At 70.8% G+C, this 19018-nt stretch carries 17 protein-coding genes; 16 read left to right on the forward strand and 1 reads right to left on the reverse strand.

All coding sequences use genetic code 11. The annotated features are described in order from the left end of the window. The first annotated feature begins 189 nt into the window (after positions 1 to 189). Positions 190 to 1530 (forward strand): phosphotransferase, encoded by a 1341-nt coding sequence (locus tag DEJ04_RS17630; RefSeq protein ID WP_258371425.1) that lies wholly within the window; start codon positions 190 to 192, stop codon positions 1528 to 1530. A 75-nt stretch (positions 1531 to 1605) separates the two neighbouring features. On the opposite strand, the gene DEJ04_RS17635 is transcribed toward DEJ04_RS17630, so the two are convergent. Further along, positions 1606 to 1956 carry a DUF1844 domain-containing protein gene (locus tag DEJ04_RS17635; protein ID WP_027466553.1) on the reverse strand — a complete coding sequence of 117 codons (351 nt, stop codon included), beginning with the start codon at positions 1954 to 1956 and terminating at the stop codon, positions 1606 to 1608. Between the two features lie 314 nt (positions 1957 to 2270). Between DEJ04_RS17635 and infC the strand changes: the two genes are divergently transcribed. The 15 genes from infC to tyrS all read left to right on the forward strand — a co-directional run bounded on the left by infC (position 2271) and on the right by tyrS (position 18514). Beyond that, positions 2271 to 2945 (forward strand): translation initiation factor IF-3, encoded by a 675-nt coding sequence (gene infC, locus DEJ04_RS17640; RefSeq protein ID WP_081827403.1) that lies wholly within the window; start codon positions 2271 to 2273, stop codon positions 2943 to 2945. A gap of 60 nt (positions 2946 to 3005) precedes the next feature. Further along, complete coding sequence (rpmI, locus tag DEJ04_RS17645) at positions 3006 to 3200, forward strand: 50S ribosomal protein L35 (RefSeq protein WP_017887976.1); 195 nt, start codon at positions 3006 to 3008, stop codon at positions 3198 to 3200. A 27-nt stretch (positions 3201 to 3227) separates the two neighbouring features. Further along, entirely contained in the window at positions 3228 to 3611 is a 384-nt protein-coding gene (gene rplT, locus DEJ04_RS17650) for a 50S ribosomal protein L20 (protein WP_017887975.1), read from the forward strand. Positions 3612 to 3676: 65 nt separating this feature from the next. Further along, complete coding sequence (locus tag DEJ04_RS17655; protein ID WP_071405146.1) at positions 3677 to 4528, forward strand: RNA methyltransferase; 852 nt, start codon at positions 3677 to 3679, stop codon at positions 4526 to 4528. Positions 4529 to 4624: 96 nt separating this feature from the next. Next, on the forward strand, positions 4625 to 5665 hold the full coding sequence (pheS, locus tag DEJ04_RS17660) for a phenylalanine--tRNA ligase subunit alpha (RefSeq protein WP_027466550.1): 1041 nt from the start codon (positions 4625 to 4627) through the stop codon (positions 5663 to 5665). Further along, positions 5665 to 8157: a phenylalanine--tRNA ligase subunit beta gene (gene pheT / locus DEJ04_RS17665; protein WP_111047951.1), complete on the forward strand. Its 2493-nt coding sequence runs from the start codon at positions 5665 to 5667 to the stop codon at positions 8155 to 8157. Before pheS ends, pheT begins: the two co-directional genes overlap by 1 nt. A 77-nt stretch (positions 8158 to 8234) precedes the next feature. Then, complete coding sequence (locus DEJ04_RS17670; protein WP_111047952.1) at positions 8235 to 9332, forward strand: N-acetyl-gamma-glutamyl-phosphate reductase; 1098 nt, start codon at positions 8235 to 8237, stop codon at positions 9330 to 9332. Continuing rightward, on the forward strand, positions 9329 to 10528 hold the full coding sequence (argJ, locus tag DEJ04_RS17675; protein ID WP_111030717.1) for a bifunctional glutamate N-acetyltransferase/amino-acid acetyltransferase ArgJ: 1200 nt from the start codon (positions 9329 to 9331) through the stop codon (positions 10526 to 10528). The genes DEJ04_RS17670 and argJ overlap by 4 nt, the downstream gene beginning before the upstream one ends. Further along, positions 10528 to 11580: an acetylglutamate kinase gene (gene argB, locus DEJ04_RS17680; protein ID WP_110865442.1), complete on the forward strand. Its 1053-nt coding sequence runs from the start codon at positions 10528 to 10530 to the stop codon at positions 11578 to 11580. The genes argJ and argB overlap by 1 nt, the downstream gene beginning before the upstream one ends. Continuing rightward, complete coding sequence (locus DEJ04_RS17685; RefSeq protein ID WP_111047953.1) at positions 11577 to 12800, forward strand: acetylornithine transaminase; 1224 nt, start codon at positions 11577 to 11579, stop codon at positions 12798 to 12800. Before argB ends, DEJ04_RS17685 begins: the two co-directional genes overlap by 4 nt. Further along, positions 12797 to 13720 carry an ornithine carbamoyltransferase gene (gene argF, locus DEJ04_RS17690; RefSeq protein WP_071405139.1) on the forward strand — a complete coding sequence of 308 codons (924 nt, stop codon included), beginning with the start codon at positions 12797 to 12799 and terminating at the stop codon, positions 13718 to 13720. Before DEJ04_RS17685 ends, argF begins: the two co-directional genes overlap by 4 nt. 18 nt (positions 13721 to 13738) lie before the next feature. Continuing rightward, complete coding sequence (locus tag DEJ04_RS17695) at positions 13739 to 14935, forward strand: argininosuccinate synthase (protein ID WP_111047954.1); 1197 nt, start codon at positions 13739 to 13741, stop codon at positions 14933 to 14935. 70 nt (positions 14936 to 15005) lie between these two features. Continuing rightward, positions 15006 to 16442: an argininosuccinate lyase gene (gene argH / locus DEJ04_RS17700; RefSeq protein ID WP_111038972.1), complete on the forward strand. Its 1437-nt coding sequence runs from the start codon at positions 15006 to 15008 to the stop codon at positions 16440 to 16442. Next, positions 16439 to 17137 carry a DNA-3-methyladenine glycosylase gene (locus DEJ04_RS17705; protein WP_111030721.1) on the forward strand — a complete coding sequence of 233 codons (699 nt, stop codon included), beginning with the start codon at positions 16439 to 16441 and terminating at the stop codon, positions 17135 to 17137. The genes argH and DEJ04_RS17705 overlap by 4 nt, the downstream gene beginning before the upstream one ends. A 63-nt stretch (positions 17138 to 17200) precedes the next feature. Further along, complete coding sequence (gene tyrS / locus DEJ04_RS17710) at positions 17201 to 18514, forward strand: tyrosine--tRNA ligase (protein WP_111047955.1); 1314 nt, start codon at positions 17201 to 17203, stop codon at positions 18512 to 18514. The last annotated feature ends 504 nt before the right edge of the window (positions 18515 to 19018 follow it).

The raw sequence follows: 19018 nt of genomic DNA on the forward strand, positions 1-19018 counted from the left end.
GGGTCGGGGAGCGCACGTGCAGCGTCAGCGGCGGGGGCGGGAGCAGCAGCGGATCGGGGCATGCCGCAAGTGTCGTCCGACGCGCCCGTGTCAGACCGGGGGCAGCGGGTTCTGTGGACGGAGCGCTCCGCGGCCCGTCCTGTGGGGGACTCGGCACCTCGCCAGGCCCCGGCGCGTAGGTTCCGCTGCATGAGCGACGGAGCACCCAGCGCCCCCGACACCCGCGCAGACACGAGCGCAGACACCCGCGCAGACGCCAGCGCCCCCGACACCAGCACCCCCGACACCAGCACGCCGAGCGACCGCGACCTCGAGTCCTGGATCGCCGACCGCCGCTGGTACGCCTCGAAGGGGTCCGTGCCACACCTCCGGACGATCTCGACCGACGACGGGACCCGGCTGGTGCTCGACGAGGCACCCACGGTCCCCGTCCTCTACCAGTCGCCGATCACCAGCGGCCCCGACGGCACGGTCGTCGACGCCACCACCGATCTCGCGTGGGTGTCGGCACTCGCCGCACGCATCGACGCGGCACCGGACAGCCTCAGCCCGATCGGCCGGGTCACCGCCGCCCGCGTCCTGACGGGTGAGCAGTCCAACACCTCGGTCATCTGCGACACCGAGTCCGGCGACCGCGTCATCATCAAGGTCTTCCGCGTGCTGCACCACGGCGACAACCCCGACGTGACCACGCAGCTCGCCCTCACGGCGGCGGGCAGCACGCGTGTGCCGCGGGTCTACGGCGCCCTCCGCGCCGACTGGCCGGACGTCGGACGCCCGGACGGCACGGCGACGGGGCACCTCGCCTTCGCCCAGGAGTTCCTCCCCGGGCTCGACGACGCCTGGCGCGTCGCCCTGCAGGAGGCGCAGGCCGGCACGCCGTTCGGTGACCGCGCCGAGCAGCTCGGCACCGCGCTCGCCGACGTGCACCGCACCCTCGCCGGAGCGCTGCCGACGGAACCGGCCGACGCGCCCCGACGGGACGCCGCCGTCGCCACGATGCACGCCCGACTCGACACCGCCGCCCGCGAGGCCCCGGCCGTCGCCGACCACGCCGACGCCATCCGCGCGGTCTACGCCCGTGCCGCCGACGCGACGTGGCCGGACCTGCAGCGCATCCACGGTGACCTGCACCTCGGACAGGTCCTGTCGGCACCGGGTCCCCGTGGCTGGGTCTTCCTGGACTTCGAGGGCGAACCCCTCCGCCCCCTCGACGAACGCTCGCTGCCGGACGTCACCCTGCGCGACGTCGCGGGCATGCTCCGCTCGTTCGACTACGTCGCGGGTGCGCTGGCGCACGACGCCGAACCGGTCGACGCGGCCGCCTGGGCGGCCGAGGCGCGGGCACGCTTCCTCGAGGGCTACCAGCGGGGCACCGGCGCGGACCTCACCGCCCACGGCGCGCTGCTCGACGCCTTCGAACTCGACAAGGCGGTCTACGAGGTCGTCTACGAGACCCGCAACCGACCCGACTGGGTCGGCATCCCGCTCGCGGCCGTCGCGCGCCTGGTCGGCGACAGCGGGTCCTGACCGCGACCCACGAACGGACGGGAGGCCCGTGGCGACACCGCCACGGGCCTCCCGTCCGTCTCCGGGTGACGTCGTCTAGTTGACGGGACCCGTGTACTTCTCGCCCGGTCCGGCACCGATCGGGTCCGGGATCGCCGACGCCTCGCGGAAGGCGAGCTGCAGCGACCGGAGTCCGTCGCGGAGCGGACGTGCGTGGTGGTCGCCGATCTCGGTCGCGGCTGCGGTGACGAGGCCGGCCAGCGCGGTGATGAGCTTCCGCGCCTCGTCCAGGTCGGTCTGTTCCTGCGGGTCGTCTGCCAGGCCGACCTTGACGGCCGCGGCACTGAGCAGGTGCACCGCAACGGTGTTGATGAGTTCGACCGCCGGCACCTCCGCGATGTCCCTGGCGGCGTCGATGCCGGTGTCGTCGATCGGGGTGTCGCTCACGGTGCTCCTCTGCTAGGCTTGCTCGCGGCAGATGCTGTCCGTGTGCCGTCAGTTCCCTTGACATCAGTTCTCCTGAGATCAAGATCCTCGACAACACCCGGACGGTGTCACGAAAGAGGAGTCTCTCCCACCCGCGGCCGCGTTCCACCAGGCTACCGGGTCACCACCGCTCCGCGAGTGCACGTGTTGCACCCGTCGGTCGGATCCCACGGATCCGATGCAGGGCGGCTGCCGAACGGGTCGACATCCCGTGCGTCAGATCTCCTCTCTCGTGCTGTCGTCCAGGGCAAACGCCCCGGACGGCCACCACCTGATTGAAGGAGCTCCGCATCACCGATCCCCGTACCAACGACCGAATCCGCGTTCCCGAAGTCCGACTCGTCGGTCCGCAGGGTGAGCAGGTCGGCGTTGTCCCGATCGCCATGGCACTGCGTCTCGCGCAGGAAGCCGAACTGGATCTGGTCGAGGTCGCGCCGAACTCGAAGCCGCCCGTGGCCAAGATCATGGACTACGGCAAGTTCAAGTACGAGGCCGCTCAGAAGGCCAAGGAAGCTCGTCGCAACCAGGTGAACACGGACCTGAAAGAGGTCCGTTTCCGCCTGAAGATCGACGTGCACGACTACGAGACGAAGCGCAAGCGCGCCGAGGGGTTCCTCCTCGGCGGCGACAAGGTGAAGGCGATGATCCTCTTCCGTGGCCGCGAGCAGTCGCGTCCGGAGCAGGGTGTCCGTCTCCTCCAGAAGTTCGCGGAAGAGATCGCCGAGTTCGGTGTCGTCGAGTCGCGTCCGACCCAGGACGGTCGCAACATGACGATGATCATCGCCCCGCTCAAGAACAAGTCCGACGTCAAGGGCGAGCAGAACGCCAAGCGTGCTGCACAGAAGGCCGAGCGTCGTGCCACCGAGCACGCCGCGAAGGGCAAGGACGAGGCCGAGGCCGGTTCCACGTCCGAGGCAGCTGCGGAATCCACGGACGCCGCGGCCGAATAGGTCCCCGGACCGAACCCGCAACGACGCGGCCCCCCATCCATCCCACGGAAAGGCACCACCATGCCCAAGCAGAAGACCCACTCCGGGTCGAAGAAGCGCTTCAAGGTCACCGGTACCGGCAAGATCATGAAGCAGCAGGCCGGTATGCGTCACAACCTCGAGGTCAAGAGCTCCAAGCGCAAGGCCCGCCTGAACGAGGACCAGGTCCTCTCCAAGGGTGACGCGAAGAACGTCAAGAAGCTCCTCGGCCACTGAGCCCCCGGATCGTAAAGGAATAGTGCAATGGCACGAGTAAAGAGAGCGGTCAACGCCGCCAAGAAGCGCCGCGTCATCCTCGAACGCGCCGAGGGCTACCGCGGCCAGCGTTCGCGCCTGTACCGCAAGGCCAAGGAGCAGGTCACCCACTCCCTCGTCTACGCGTACCGCGACCGTCACGCGAAGAAGGGCGAGTTCCGTCGCCTGTGGATCCAGCGCATCAACGCTGCGTCCCGTGCGAACGGCCTGACCTACAACCGCCTCATCCAGGGTCTCAACCTGGCCGGCGTCGAGGTCGACCGTCGCATCCTCGCCGACCTCGCGGTGAACAACCCCGAGACCTTCACCGCGCTCGTCGAGACCGCGAAGAAGGCCCTCCCGGCCGACACCTCGGCCCCGAAGGCTGCGTAGTCAGTTCTTCTGCTCGCGAAACCCCCGCCGCACGGCGGGGGTTTCGTCGTTCCTAGACTTGGGTCGTGAGCGATCTCCTCGAGAACCCCCGTGCCGGACGCGTGAAGGCCGTTGCGGCCCTGGCCAAGAAGGACGTCCGGGCCGAGACCGGCCTGTTCCTGCTGGAAGGGCCCCAAGCCGTCCGCGAAGCGCTGGAGTACGCCCCGGAGCTCCTGCGTGAGCTCTACGTGACGCCGACCGCCGCAGCCCGCTACGGGCTGGACGACGCGCCGGTGGACACCTGGTTCGTGACCGAGCAGGTGCTCGACGCGATGGCCGACACGGTCACCCCGCAGGGCGTGGTGGCGGTGTGCCAGCAGTTCCCGACGTCGGTGAAGGACGTCTTCCCGGACCGCGCTGCGGCCGCCGCCGACCGGGAGGCCCGTGATGCGTCCGACGAGCAGGCCGCGTTGCCCGGACTGGTCGCCATCCTCGAAGAGGTGCGGGACCCGGGGAACGCCGGCACGATCATCCGGGCCGCCGACGCGGCCGGCGCCGACGCGGTGGTGCTGACCGGACGCTCGGTCGACCCGTACAACCCGAAGGTCGTCCGGTCGACGACCGGGTCCCTGTTCCACGTCCCGGTGTCCGTCGGCGTGACCCTGGCGGACACGATCGAGCGGGCGAAGGCCCTCGGCTACACGGTGCTCGCGGCGGACGTCTCGGGCGACGACCTGCCGGTGGTCCGCGCCGAGGGGATGCTCGACGGTCCGACCGCGTGGGTCTTCGGCAACGAGGCCCGCGGACTCACCGCCGACGACCTGGCCCTCGTCGACCGGGCCGTCAAGGTGCCGATCTACGGGCAGGCGGAGTCGATGAACCTCGCCACGGCCGCGTCGGTGTGCCTGTACGAGTCGGCCTTCGCGCTCCGGAGCTGACGCTCCTCCCTCCCCAGGCCGGTCGTCGGCATCGGTCATCCACCGTCCGCTCGGTGCAGGTGGGTGGTATCCCGACGGCCGGTAGGCTTGGGTCTCGTGTCAGAACCTCTCGAGATCAGCGAATCGGCCGTCGCCGACGCGGTGGACGCGGCCCTCGCCGCCGTCCGTGCCACGACGACGGTCGCCGAACTGAAGCAGGCCAGGGCCGAGCACACCGGTGAGCAGTCACCGTTGGCGCGGATGAACGCATCGATGCGCAGTGTGCCGCCGGAGCAGAAGGCCGCGGCGGGCAAGCTCGTCGGGCAGGCCCGTGGGCGGGTGAACGCGGCGATCGCCGAGCAGGAATCCGTCCTCGCGGTGGCCGAGGAACGCGCACGGCTCGAAGCCGAGCGCGTCGACGTCACCGCGTTGCCGGTCCACCGCGCCACCGGCTCCCGCCACCCGCTCTCGCTGCTGAACGAAGCCGTCGCCGACATCTTCGTCGGCATGGGGTGGGAAGTGGCAGAAGGCCCCGAGCTCGAGCACGAGTGGTTCAACTTCGACGCCCTGAACTTCGACCAGGACCACCCGGCCCGGGCCATGGCGGACACGATCTTCGTCGAGCCCGTCGACCGGCACCTGGTCATGCGCACCCACACCTCGCCGGTGCAGGTGCGGTCGCTGCTGTCGCGTGACCTCCCGCTGTACGTCATCGCGCCGGGTCGCGTCTACCGTGCCGACGAGCTCGACGCCACGCACCTGCCGGTCTTCACCCAGGTCGAGGGCATCGCGATCGACAAGGGCCTGACGATGGCGCACCTGCGCGGCACGCTCGAGCACTTCGCCCGGCAGATGTTCGGCGCCGAGGCGCAGATCCGGCTCCGCCCGAACTACTTCCCGTTCACCGAGCCCAGCGCCGAGATGGACGTCTGGCAGCCGAACGCCAAGGGTGGCGCGCGGTGGGTCGAGTGGGGTGGCTGCGGCATGGTGAACCCCAACGTCCTGCGTGCCGCCGGCATCGATCCCGACGAGTACCAGGGCTTCGCGTTCGGCATGGGCATCGAGCGGACACTGCAGTTCCGCAACGGCCTGAACGACATGCGTGACTTCCTCGAGGGCGACATCCGCTTCTCGCAGCAGTTCGGAACGGTGGTCTGATGCGCGTCCCACTCCGTTGGCTCGGTGAGTCCGTCGACCTCCCCGAGGACGTCACCCTCGAGCACGTCCACGCGGCGCTCGTGTCGGTCGGCTTCGAGGAAGAGGACGTCCACACCTTCGACCTGACCGGCCCCATCGTGGTCGGTCGGGTCCTCGAGCGCGTCCCCGAGCCGCAGAAGAACGGCAAGACCATCAACTGGTGCCAGGTGGACGTCGGCGAAGCCGAGCCTCGCGGCATCGTCTGCGGCGCGCACAACTTCGACGTCGGCGACCTCGTCGTCGTCACGCTGCCCGGCGCAGTCCTGCCGGGGCCGTTCCCGATCGCCGCCCGCAAGACCTACGGGCACGTGTCCGACGGCATGATCGCCTCGGCCCGCGAGCTCGGGCTGGGCGACGAGCACGACGGCATCCTGCGCTTCGCCGACCTCGGCATGGACCCCACCGTCGGTGCCGACGCCATCGCGCTCCTCGGCCTCGATGACGCCGCGGTCGAGATCAACGTCACGCCCGACCGTGGGTACGTGCTGAGCATGCGCGGGGTCGCGCGTGAGTACGCGCACGCCACCGGAGCCAGCTTCCACGACCCCGTCGACCGCGTCGCGTCGCGTGCGGCCGAGGGCTTCCGGGTCACGATCGACGACCAGGCTCCGGTCCGGGGTCGGGTCGGCGCCTCCACGTTCGTCACGCGCGTCGTGCGCGGGATCGACCCGGCAGCGAAGACACCCTCCTGGATGGTGTCGCGTCTGTCGCTGGCCGGGGTGCGCTCGATCTCCCTGCCCGTCGACATCACGAACTACGTCATGTTCGAGCTCGGCCAGCCGCTGCACGGCTACGACCTGCAGACCGTCGCGGGCGGCCTCGGCGTGCGTCGGGCGACCGCTGGCGAGACGCTCGAGACCCTCGACGGCACGGTCCGGAAGCTCGACCCCGAAGACCTCGTCATCACCGACGACGACGGTCCCGTCGGCCTCGCCGGCGTCATGGGCGGAGCCCGCACCGAGATCTCGGCGAGCACCACCGACGTCCTGATCGAGGCCGCCGGGTTCGACCAGGTCTCCATCGCCCGCACCGCTCGTCGCCACAAGCTCCCCAGCGAGGCATCCCGTCGCTTCGAGCGCGGGGTCGACCCGCAGGTGGCCGAGGCCGCGGCGAACCGTGCCGTCGAGCTCCTCGTCGAGCTCGCCGGCGGCACCGCTGACGCCCTCGGGTCCACGCTCGTCGACACCGAGCCGCGGGCGACCGTGACGACGCGGCTCTCGCGTCCGTCCGAGCTCGTCGGCGTCGACTACACCGACGCCGAGGTCATCGACACGCTCCGTGCGATCGGCGCCACGGTCGAGGCCGACGGTGAGCAGCTCGCGGTCACTCCGCCCACCTGGCGTCCCGACCTGACCGACGACACCACCCTCGTCGAAGAGGTCGCGCGCATCGTCGGCTACGACCGGATCCCGAGCGTGCTGCCGGTCGCGCCGCCCGGCCGGGGCCTGACCCGGCACCAGCAGGCTCGTCGTCGGGTCGCCTCGGCGCTGGCCGCGGCGGGCCTGACCGAGGTCGTCACGGCACCATTCGTGTCGGCGGCCACGCAGGACGCCTACCCGGGGATCGACCCGCAGGGCGGACCGAGCGTCGTGCTCGCGAACGCCCTGGACAGCGAGCAGAACCTCCTGCGCCGGAGCGGCGTCCCGGCCCTGGTCGACGCTGCCCGTCGCAACGTGTCGCGCGGGCTCGTCGACGTCGCGCTCTACGAGACGTCCCGGGTGTTCCTGCCGGTGACGGGCGTGACGCTCGGCACCGACGAGGTCCCGGCGGGCGCCGCCCGGCCCGACCGTGCAACGCTCGAGGCGCTGGACGCCTCGCTGCCCGCCCAGCCCTTCCACGTCGCCGCACTGCTCACCGGCCACCGGGTCGTCAAGCAGCCCGGCACCACGGCAGAATCGTTCGGGATCGCCGACGCGATCGACGCTGCCCGCCAGGTCGCCTGGGCCGTCGGTGTGGAACTCACCGTCGCGCAGACGACCCACCCGTCCCTGCACCCGGGCCGTGCCGCGTCGCTGCTCGTCGACGGCACGGTCGTGGGCGTCGCCGGTGAGCTCCTGCCCGAACTGGCCGAGGCCGCCGTCCTGCCCCGGGTGGTGGCGGTCGTCGAGCTCGACCTCGACGCGCTGGTCGCCGCGGCCCCGGAACTCGTCGCGGTCGCGCCGATCGTCTCCTACCCGGCGGCCACGCAGGACCTCTCGCTCGTCGTCGACGCCGGCGTGCCGGCCGGTGACGTGCTGGATGCGGTGCGCTCTGGCGCCGGAGACCTGTTGGAGTATGCTCGGCTCGTGGATGACTACCGGGGCTCCGGCGTGGACGAGGGACAGAAGTCCCTGACGTTCGCCCTGCGCTTCCGTGCCACGGACCGCACGCTGACCGCTGCCGAGGCCACCGAGGCCCGTGACGGCGCTGTCCGACGTGCCGGCGAGCGATTCGGGGCGACCCTGCGCGACTGACCCACACGGGATCAGCACCGCCCGGGGTCGCCGCCTCCGACTCTCTCGACGACCAGTCCGACCAAAGGTGGAATCCCATGTCCGTATCCGTCGCCGTGGCGGGAGCCTCCGGCTACGCGGGTGGTGAGCTCCTGCGCGTGCTCTCCGCCCACCCCGAGTTCGAGGTCAGGACGGTGACGGCGTTCTCGAACGCCGGACAGCCCCTGATCGCGACCCAGCCGCACCTCCGTTCACTGTCGCACCTGACCCTGGCGGAGACGACGGCCGAGACGCTGCGCGGGCACGACGTGGTGTTCCTGGCGCTGCCGCACGGCCAGTCGGGTGCGATCACCGCGGAACTCGGCGACGACACGCTCGTCATCGACTGCGGCGCGGACCACCGGCTGACGGACCCGGCGGCGTGGGAGCGGTTCTACGGCGGTGACTACTTCGGCGCGTGGACCTACGGGCTGCCCGAGCTCCTGCTCGCGGCGCCCACCCCGGGTTCGGCCGACGAATGGCGCGAGGTCGACGACATCGCGTCGCAGGGCAAGCAGCGTTCCGCCCTGGTCGGCACGAAGCGCATCGCGGTCCCCGGCTGCAACGTCACCGCGGTGACGCTCGGCATCCAGCCGGGCATCCAGGCCGGCCTCGTCGAGTCCGACGACCTCGTCGCGGTGCTCAGCGTCGGCCCGAGCGGTGCCGGCAAGAAGCTGGCCACCACCTACCTGGCCTCCGAGATCATGGGGTCCGCCAGCGCCTACGCCGTCGGTGGCTCGCACCGGCACGTCCCCGAGATCCAGCAGAACCTGCAGGTCGCGGGGGCCGCCGACGTGACGATCTCGTTCACGCCGGTCCTGGTCCCGATGTCGCGGGGCATCCTGGCGACCACCACCGCGAAGCTCTCGCCCGGCGTCAGCGCACGCGACGTCCGACTCGCCTGGGAGCAGGCGTACGCCGACGAGCCCTTCGTCCACCTGCTGCCCGAGGGCGAGTTCCCCCGGGTCGCGGACACGATCGGTGCGAACACCGCGCTCGTCGGCATCGCCGTCGACGAGGCCGCCGGCCGCGTCGTCGCGGTGACCGCGCTCGACAACCTCGCCAAGGGCACGGCCGGCGCCGCCGTCCAGTCGGCGAACATCGCCCTCGGTCTCCCCGAGACCACGGGCCTCAGCGTGGACGGAGTCGCACCGTGACCGACGCAGGCACGACCACCCAGACCGAGCCGGGCCTCCAGGGCGTCACCGCGGCAGCGGGCTTCCGCGCCGCCGGTATCACCGCAGGCCTCAAGACGAGCGGCAAGCCGGACGTGGCCCTCGTCGTCAACGACGGCCCCGACGCGGCCGTGGCCGCCGTCTTCACCAGCAACCGGGCCCAGGCGCACCCCGTCATCTGGTCCCGCCAGGTCATCGGTGACGGTGTCGCGCGTGCCGTCGTCCTGAACTCCGGCGGCGCGAACTGCTTCACCGGCCCGTTCGGCTTCCAGACCACGCACCTGACGGCCGAAGCCGTGGGCGACGCCCTCGGGATCGGGGCCGGCGACGTCGTCGTCTGCTCCACCGGGCTCATCGGTGTGGGCGACCAGACCTTCCGCGACAACGTGCTCCGCGGCGTCGACCTGGCGAGTGCGGCACTCAGCGACGACGGCGGTCCGGATGCGGCCACCGCGATCATGACGACGGACACGAAGGCCAAGCAGTCCGTCGTGACCGAGGACGGCTGGACCGTCGGCGGCATGGCCAAGGGTGCGGGGATGCTCGCCCCGGGCCTCGCGACGATGCTCGTCGTCATCACGACGGACGCCGTGCAGACGCCGGACCAGCTCGACCAGGCGCTCCGCGCCGCCACCCGGATCACGTTCGACCGGGTCGACTCCGACGGCTGCATGTCGACGAACGACACCGTGGTCCTGCTGTCGTCGGGTGCGAGCGGCGTGACGCCCGAGGTCGGTGACTTCCAGGAGGCCCTGACTGCGGTCTGTGCCGACCTGGCCCGCCAGCTGCAGCAGGACGCCGAGGGTGCGAGCCACGACATCGCGATCGAGGTCGTGCACGCCGCGACCGAGGACGACGCCGTGACCGTCGGTCGGAGCGTCGCCCGGAACAACCTGTTCAAGGCTGCGGTCTTCGGCAACGACCCGAACTGGGGCCGGGTGCTCGCAGCGATCGGCACCACCGACGCCGAGTTCGACCCGTACGCGGTGGACGTCAGCATGAACGGCGTCCGGGTCTGCCACGCGGGCGCACCCGACGAGCCGAGCGACTCCGTCGACCTGACCCCGCGTGACACCCACGTGCGCATCGACCTCGGTGTCGGCACGCACTCGGCCACGATCCTGACCAACGACCTCACGCACGACTACGTGCACGAGAACAGCGCGTACTCCAGCTGATGGCGGCGGACACGAACGGGGCCGGCACGCCCCTCACGAAGGAAGAAGAACACGAGTTCGCCGCGGTCAAGGCCGCGACGCTCATCGAGTCGCTTCCCTGGCTCAAGCGCTTCTCGGGCAAGGTCGTCGTGGTCAAGTTCGGCGGCAACGCCATGGTGAACGAGGACCTGAAGCGCGCCTTCGCCGAGGACATGGTCTACCTGCGCTACGCCGGCCTGCACCCCGTCGTCGTGCACGGCGGGGGGCCGCAGATCTCCGCCGCCCTCAAGGAACAGGGCATCGAGTCCGAGTTCCGCGGCGGCTACCGCGTCACGACGACCGAGGCGATTACGGTCGTCCGCGACGTCCTGGCCGGCGAGGTCAACCGCGAGATCGTCGACTTGATGAACGAACACGGCGAGGGCCTGGCCGTCGGCGTGTTCGGCGACGGCGGCTCGCTGTTCACCGGCGAGAAGAAGGGCGTCGTCGTCGACGGGCAGGAGTACGACCTCGGCCACGTCGGGGACATCACCCACGTCGACCCGTCCGGTGTGCTCGCCGCGATCGAGGCAGGCCGGATCCCGGTCGTCTCGAGCATCGCGATCGACGACGCGCACCCCGACCAGGCACTCAACGTGAACGCGGACGCTGCGGCGGGTGCCCTGGCGATCGCGCTGCGGGCCTCGAAGCTCATGATGCTCACCGACGTCCCCGGCCTGTACCGCAACTGGCCCGACCGTGACTCGATCGTCGACCTCATCGCCGTCGACGAGCTCCGCGAACTCCTGCCGAGCCTCGAGTCGGGGATGATCCCGAAGATGACCGCGTGCCTCGACGCCGTGGTCGGCGGGGTCGGCGGTGCGACGATCATCGACGGCCGGATCCCGCACTCGATCCTGCTCGAGGTCTTCACCCTGCGGGGTGCGGGCACCGAGGTGATCCCGGACCCGAGCCGACGAACCGAGAACCAGATGACCCACGCCGAGATCGGCCGTCGCGTGGCGTCGCCGTCGATCGACAGCAGTACCGGCCAGCACGTGGCGGGTACGGACGAGAAGGGACACCAGCAGTGAGCACCGAGACGCAGACCGAGACCTGGAACGACCGGTTCGGGGCGTCGCTCATGCGATCCCTGACCCCGCCGAAGATCATGCTCGAGCGCGGCCAGGGCTGCCGCGTCTGGGACGTCGAGGGCAACGAGTACCTCGACTTCCTCGCCGGCATCGCGGTGAACTCGCTCGGCCACGCGCACCCCGCCCTGGTGGAGGCGATCGCCGACCAGGCCGCGAAGCTCGTGCACGTGTCGAACTACTTCGCCACCCCGCCGCAGCTCGAACTCGCCGAGCGCCTCAAGCGCATCACCGGCGCGGGTGACGCGGGCCGCGTGTACTTCGGCAACTCCGGCGCCGAGGCGAACGAGGCTGCGTTCAAGCTCGCTCGCCTCAACAAGGGTGCGGACGGCACCAAGACCCGGATCCTCGCGCTCAAGCAGGGCTTCCACGGCCGCACGATGGGCGCGCTCGCGCTCACCGGCAAGCCCGCGCTGCAGCAGGACTTCCTGCCGATGATCCCGGGTGTCGAGCACATCGACACCTCGATCGAGGCGCTCGAAGCGTCGATCGACGACTCCGTCGCCGCCCTGATCCTCGAACCCATCAAGGGCGAGGCCGGCGTGGTCGACCTGCCGGAGGGTTTCCTGCTGGCGGCACGCCGACTGACCGCGGAGCACGGCGCACTGCTGATCCTCGACGAGATCCAGACGGGTGTCGGCCGGACCGGCAACTGGTTCGCGTTCCAGGGCCACGGTGTGACGCCGGACGCCATCACCGTCGCGAAGGGCATCGCCGGGGGCTTCCCCATCGGCGCCCTGGTCACGTTCGGCTGGGCATCCGACCTGTTCTCGGCCGGGCAGCACGGTTCGACCTTCGGCGGCAACCCGCTCGGCACCCGCGTCGCCAACGCGGTGCTCGAGGAGATCGAGCGTGCGGAACTCGTCGCCGGCGCAGTGGTCAAGGGCGAGCGGATCCGTGACGGCATCAGCGCCATCGGTTCCCCGCTGGTGGAAGAGGTCCGTGGCACCGGCCTGCTCATCGGCGTCGGTCTGACCGGTCCGATCGGCCCGGCCGTCAACGCAGCCGCCCTCGAGCGCGGCCTCATCATCAACGCCCCCAACGAGTCGAGCCTGCGCATCGCGCCGCCGCTCATCGTGTCCGACGCCGAGATCGACGAGTTCCTGTCGATCCTCGCCCAGAGCCTCGCGGCCGTCGCCGCAGCGCAGGAGCCCACCGCATGACCCGCCACTTCCTCCGCGACGACGACTTGAGCCAGGCCGAGCAGTCCGCGATCCTCGACATCGCCGACCGCATGAAGGCCGACCGCTGGGCGGAGAAGCCGCTGGCCGGTCCGCAGAGCGTCGCAGTGATCTTCGACAAGTCGTCGACCCGTACCCGGGTGTCCTTCCACGTCGGCATCTCCGACCTCGGCGGCAGCCCGCTGATCATCTCGACGGCGAACAGCCAGCTCGGCGGCAAGGAGACCCCGTCGGACACGGCCCGCGTGCTCGAGCGCATGGTGTCGGCGATCGTGTGGCGCACCTACGGTCAGGCCGGGCTCGAGGAGATGGCCGCCGGCACGACGGTCCCCGTCGTCAACGCGCTGTCCGACGACTTCCACCCCTGCCAGCTCCTCGCCGACCTGCTCACCATCCGTGAGCACCGCGGCGCCCTCGCCGGGCAGACCGTGGCGTTCATCGGCGACGGTGCGAGCAACATGGCGCAGTCGTACCTGCTCGCCGGGGCGACAGCGGGCATGCACGTCCGCGTCGCCGCCCCCGCCGAGTTCTCCCCGTCGGCGCAGGTCGTCACCGACGCCGAGGAACGCGCCGCCGTGACGGGCGGCTCCGTCCTCGTGGTGACCGACCCGGTTGCCGCGGTCGCGGGTGCCGACGTGGTCGTCACCGACACCTGGGTGTCGATGGGCAAGGAGTCCGAGAAGCAGTCGCGCCTCGACACCTTCGCGGGGTACCGCGTCGACGACGCGCTCATGGCGCACGCCGCCGACGACGCCGTCTTCATGCACTGCCTGCCGGCCGACCGGGGGTTCGAAGTGACCGCCGACGTCATCGACGGCCCCCGCAGCATCATCTGGGACGAGGCGGAGAACCGTCTGCACGCCCAGAAGGCGCTGCTGGCCTGGCTGCTCGCCAACGACTAGCCGACGGATCGGACACCAGTGGCTGACCGCGTCGTCCTCGCGTACTCCGGCGGTCTCGACACCTCCGTCGGGATCGGCTGGCTGCGCGACGCCACCGGCAAGGACGTCGTCGCACTCGTGGTCGACGTCGGCCAGGGCGGCGAGGACCTCGAGGCGGTCCGGCAGCGTGCGCTCGACTGCGGCGCCGTCGAGTCGCTCGTCGTCGACGCCAAGGACGAGTTCGCCGACGAGTACATCGTGCCGGCGCTCCGGGCCAACGCGCTCTACCAGAAGCGGTACCCGCTCGTCTCGGCACTGAGCCGCCCGCTCATCGCGAAGCACCTCGCACTGACGGCGAAGCAACTCGGTGCCGACAGCGTCGCGCACGGCTCCACCGGCAAGGGCAACGACCAGGTCCGCTTCGAGGCAGCCGTCGCGGCGATCGCACCGGACCTGCGGACCGTCGCACCGGTGCGGGACCTCGCCCTCACCCGCGACCGCGCCATCGCCTACGCGGAGGAGCACCGGCTGCCGATCCAGCATTCGGAGCGGGAGCCGTGGTCGGTCGACCAGAACGTGTGGGGCCGAGCGGTCGAGACCGGGCTCCTCGAGGACCCGTGGACCGCCCCCGCAGACGACCTCTACGCGACCACGCAGGACCCGGCGCTCCCGCAGCAGGCCGACGAGGTCACGATCACCTTCGACCGCGGTGTCCCGGTCGCCCTCGACGGGCAGCGGTTCAGCGTGCTGCGCATGGTGCAGGAGCTCAACGCGGTCGCCGGCAAGCACGGCGTCGGGCGGATCGACGTCGTCGAGGACCGGGTGGTCGGCATCAAGTCGCGCGAGGTCTACGAGGCGCCGGCCGCGATCGCGCTCATCGCCGCGCACGAGGAGCTCGAGAGCCTCACCCTCGAGCGCGACGTCGCCCGGTTCAAACGCGGCGTCGAGTCCGAGTGGGCCGACCTGGTCTACGACGGCCTGTGGTTCGGCGGACTCAAGCGCAGCCTCGACGCCTTCGTCGAGCACACCCAGCAGCACGTCTCCGGCGACGTCCGGTTGCGGCTGCAGGGCGGGCGTGCCACCGTGACGGGCCGTCGGTCGGAGCAGAGCCTCTACGACTTCGACCTGGCGACGTCGGACACCGGCGACGCGTTCGACCAGTCCGTGTCCAGGGGGTTCATCGAGCTCTGGTCACTGCCCAGCAAGATCTCCGCCCGCCGCGACGCGGCGAACTGACCGACAGCAACCCCGCACCGACCAACAGCCCCCGGCCCGACCCAGCACCGACGAAACGACGCAGGACGACATGACCGACGAGAAGACCGACGCCACCAACACCGGTGCCCTCTGGGGCGGCCGCTTCGCCGACGGCCCGAGTGCGGCCCTCGCCGCGCTCTCGAAGTCGACGCACTTCGACTGGCAGCTCGCGCCGTACGACATCGCGGGGTCCCGAGCCCACGCCCGGGCGCTGCACACCGCGGGCTACCTGACCGCCGACGAGCTCGAACGCATGCTCGCCGGCCTCGAGCGGCTCGAAGCGGCGCACGTCGACGGCACACTGCAGCCCGACGACTCCGACGAGGACGTCCACGGCGCCCTCGAACGCCTGCTCATCGCCGACCTCGGTCCCGAACTCGGCGGCAAGCTCCGCGCGGGTCGCAGCCGCAACGACCAGATCGCAACCCTCGGCCGCATGCACATGCTCGACCACGGGCGGCGCATCGGCCGGCTCGTGATCGACCTCGTCGACGCGATCACCCAGCAGGCGACCGAGCACCCGGGCGCGATCATGCCGGGGCGCACGCACCTGCAGCACGCGCAGCCCGTGCTCCTGGCCCACCACCTGCTCGCGCACGCCTGGCCGCTCGTCCGCGACCTCGAGCGCCTCCGCGACTGGGCCGGCCGCGCGAGCGTCAGCCCGTACGGTGCCGGTGCGCTGGCCGGGAGTTCGCTCGGCCTCGACCCCGCCGCGATCGCCGCGGAGCTCGGCTTCGACCGCCCGGCGGACAACTCGATCGACGCCACGGCAGCCCGTGACGTCGTCGCCGAGTTCGCGTTCGTCCTCGCGCAGATCGGCATCGACGTCTCGCGCCTGTCGGAAGAGGTCATCCTCTGGAACACGAAGGAGTTCGGCTTCGTCCGGCTCCACGACGCCTTCTCGACCGGCTCGAGCATCATGCCGCAGAAGAAGAACCCGGACATCGCGGAGCTCGCCCGGGGCAAGTCGGGGCGTCTGATCGGCAACCTGACCGGGCTTCTCGCGACCCTCAAGGGACTGCCGCTGGCGTACAACCGCGACCTGCAGGAGGACAAGGAGCCGGTCTTCGACTCCGTGGCCACGCTCGAGGTCCTGCTGCCCGCGTTCACCGGCATGATCGCGACCCTGACCTTCGACACCGACCGGATGGCCGAGCTCGCGCCGCAGGGCTTCTCGCTCGCGACGGACGTCGCCGAGTGGCTGGTCCGGCAGGGCGTCCCGTTCCGCGACGCGCACGAGGTCTCCGGCGCGCTCGTCCGGTACTGCGAGGAGCGCGGCATCGAGCTCGACGAGCCGACCGACGACGAGTACCGGTCCGTGTCCGAGCACCTCACGCCCGACGTCCGTGCCGTCCTGACCATCGAGGGCAGCGTCGCATCGCGCTCCGGCGTCGGGGGCACCGCACCCGACCGGGTCGCCGAGCAGCTCGCGTCCGTCACCCGCCGCGTCCGCGACCTGGCCGAGGGCGCGCCCTTCTCGCGATGACCGAGGGGATCGCCGCGCTGCTCGCCGAGCCCGCCCCGATCGCCGCGCCGGCCCTGCTCGGTGCGACGATCGCTGGGCGCGGCGTGGCGCTCCGCATCACCGAGGTCGAGGCCTACTCCGGCCCCACCGATCCCGGATCACACGGTCACCGGGGGATGACGGAGCGCAACCGCCACCTCTTCGGGCCGCCCGGCACGCTGTACGCCTACCGCTCGTACGGCATCCACACCTGCGTCAACGTCGTGAGCGGGCCTGCCGGCACCTCGTCGGGCTCCCTGCTGCGCGGTGCGCAGGTCGTCGAGGGACTTCACGTCGCGCGAGCGCGTCGCGGGTCGAAGGTCGCGGACGTCGCCCTGGCACGCGGGCCCGGCAACCTCGGTGGTGCGCTCGGAGCGGTCCTCGGGCAGGACGACGGCACGTCGCTCCTCGACGGGTCCGGCCCGTTCGTGCTCACCCTGGCACCCGGCCTGGAGGCCCGGCTCGCCTCCGCCGGACCGGCCCACGTGATCGACGAGCTCCTGTCCGAGACCCTGGCCGGTCCGCCCGCGGGCGCTGCGGTCCCGCGGATCTCCCGCGGGCCGCGCACCGGCGTCGGCGGCATCGCCGGCGGGGCGCGGTACCCCTGGCGCTTCTGGCTGACGGGTGACCCCACGGTCTCGACGTACCGGCGGCACAAGGGCGCCCTCGACTCGTGAACCCGGCTACGGGCCTCCCGGCCGCCGCGCCTGCCGGACGTCCGTCGCCGCTACGATGGCGGGGTGTCCAGTGATACCGCTCAAGACGTCCTGACGCGCCAGCAGAACGACCCCGCCTTCGACTCGGTGTGGGACGAACTGCAGTGGCGCGGTCTGGTGCAGGTCTCGACCGACGAGACCGCGCTGCAAGAGGCCCTCGACGGTGAGCCGATCACGTACTACTGCGGGTTCGACCCGACCGCGCCGTCACTGCACTGCGGCAACCTCCTGCAGCTCCTGACCATGCGGCGGCTGCAGCTCGCGGGGCACAAGCCGCTCGCGTTGGTGGGTGGTTCGACCGGTCTCATCGGCGATCCGCGTCCCACGGCCGAGCGCACGCTGAACACGCCGGAGACCGTGGCGGAGTGGGTGTCCCGGCTGCAGACCCAGGTGTCCCGGTTCCTCAGTCCGGACGGCGACAACGGCGTCCGGCTGGTGAACAACCTCGACTGGACCGCCCCGTTGTCCGCGATCGACTTCCTGCGCGACGTCGGCAAGTACTTCCGCGTCAACTCGATGCTCAAGAAGGACGCGGTGGCCGCGCGCCTGAACTCCGATGCGGGGATCAGCTACACCGAGTTCAGCTACCAGATCCTCCAGGGGCTCGACTACCGCGAACTCTTCCGGCAGTACGGGTGCACGCTGCAGACCGGTGGCTCGGACCAGTGGGGCAACCTGACCTCGGGCACGGAGCTCGTCCGTCGTGCCGAAGGTGCAACGGTGCACGCCCTCGGGACCCCGCTCATCACGAACTCCGACGGTACGAAGTTCGGCAAGAGCGAGGGCAACGCGATCTGGCTCGACGCCGAGATGACCTCGCCCTACGCCATGTACCAGTTCTGGCTCAACACGACGGACGCCGACGTGATCGCCCGGCTGCGGCAGTTCACGTTCCTGAAGCGTGCCGAGATCGAACGACTCGAGCAGGCCGTCGCTGACGAGCCCTTCCGACGAGAGGCCCAGCGGACCCTGGCCTTCGAGGTCACCTCGATCGTGCACGGAGTGGCGGCGACCCAGGCGGCGATCGATGCCGCGGCCGCGCTGTTCGGCAACGGTGACCTCGGTGCGCTCGACCCGGAGACCCTGCGGTCGGCGATCGCCGCGCTGCCGGGGTCGGTCACGCTCGACTCCGGAGCGGACGTCGCACGGGCACTCGTGGAGACCGGACTCGTGAAGTCCCTCGGCGAGGCCCGCCGCGCGATCGACCAGGGCGGCGTCTCCGTGAACAACGTCCGAGCCGAGGACGCCGCCGCACCGCTGTCCGACCTCGCCCTGCCCGGGGGAGTGCTCGTCCTCCGTCGTGGCAAGAAGACCCTCGCCGGAGTGACGCTCGCCTGATCCCGGTTGCTCGACCCCCTGCGATGCCCGGTTCCCCTGTGGAACCGGGCATCGCTGCGTCCGGGCGACGTGTGTTGCACAACGCGACACGCCCGGGATGGGGGCTGGCTTGGCGCACTCGCTCAGGGCTGCGTATAGTTCTTACTCGTCACCCCAAAGGTGCGGCGGAGCGGCTGGAGCGAAAGCCCAGAGCACGTCGGCCCTCAAGCGGGACCATCCTCCACTGAAGTTCAGATCGGGCCTTGCGCCGGATCGCTTCGACGCCTAGGATGACAAGCCCACCGGTTCTCTCCCCTCGGGATGAGCCACTGGACCTCCGGGTCCGACGAACAACCGGTGGCAAGCCAAGAACACAAGCCTTGTGGCTGAAGCTCGAACTCGAGCCGAGGAGCAAGTGCGTCTGGTCCTTGAGAACTCAACAGCGTGCACATTGTCAATGCCAATTTATTGATTGACCTCGTGCCTGGTCGGCTTGCTGACCGGGTCATGAAGCAATTCCTTTTG

It is taken from the genome of Curtobacterium sp. MCLR17_044 (assembly GCF_003234435.1).
Taxonomy (GTDB): Bacteria; Actinomycetota; Actinomycetes; order Actinomycetales; family Microbacteriaceae; genus Curtobacterium; species Curtobacterium flaccumfaciens.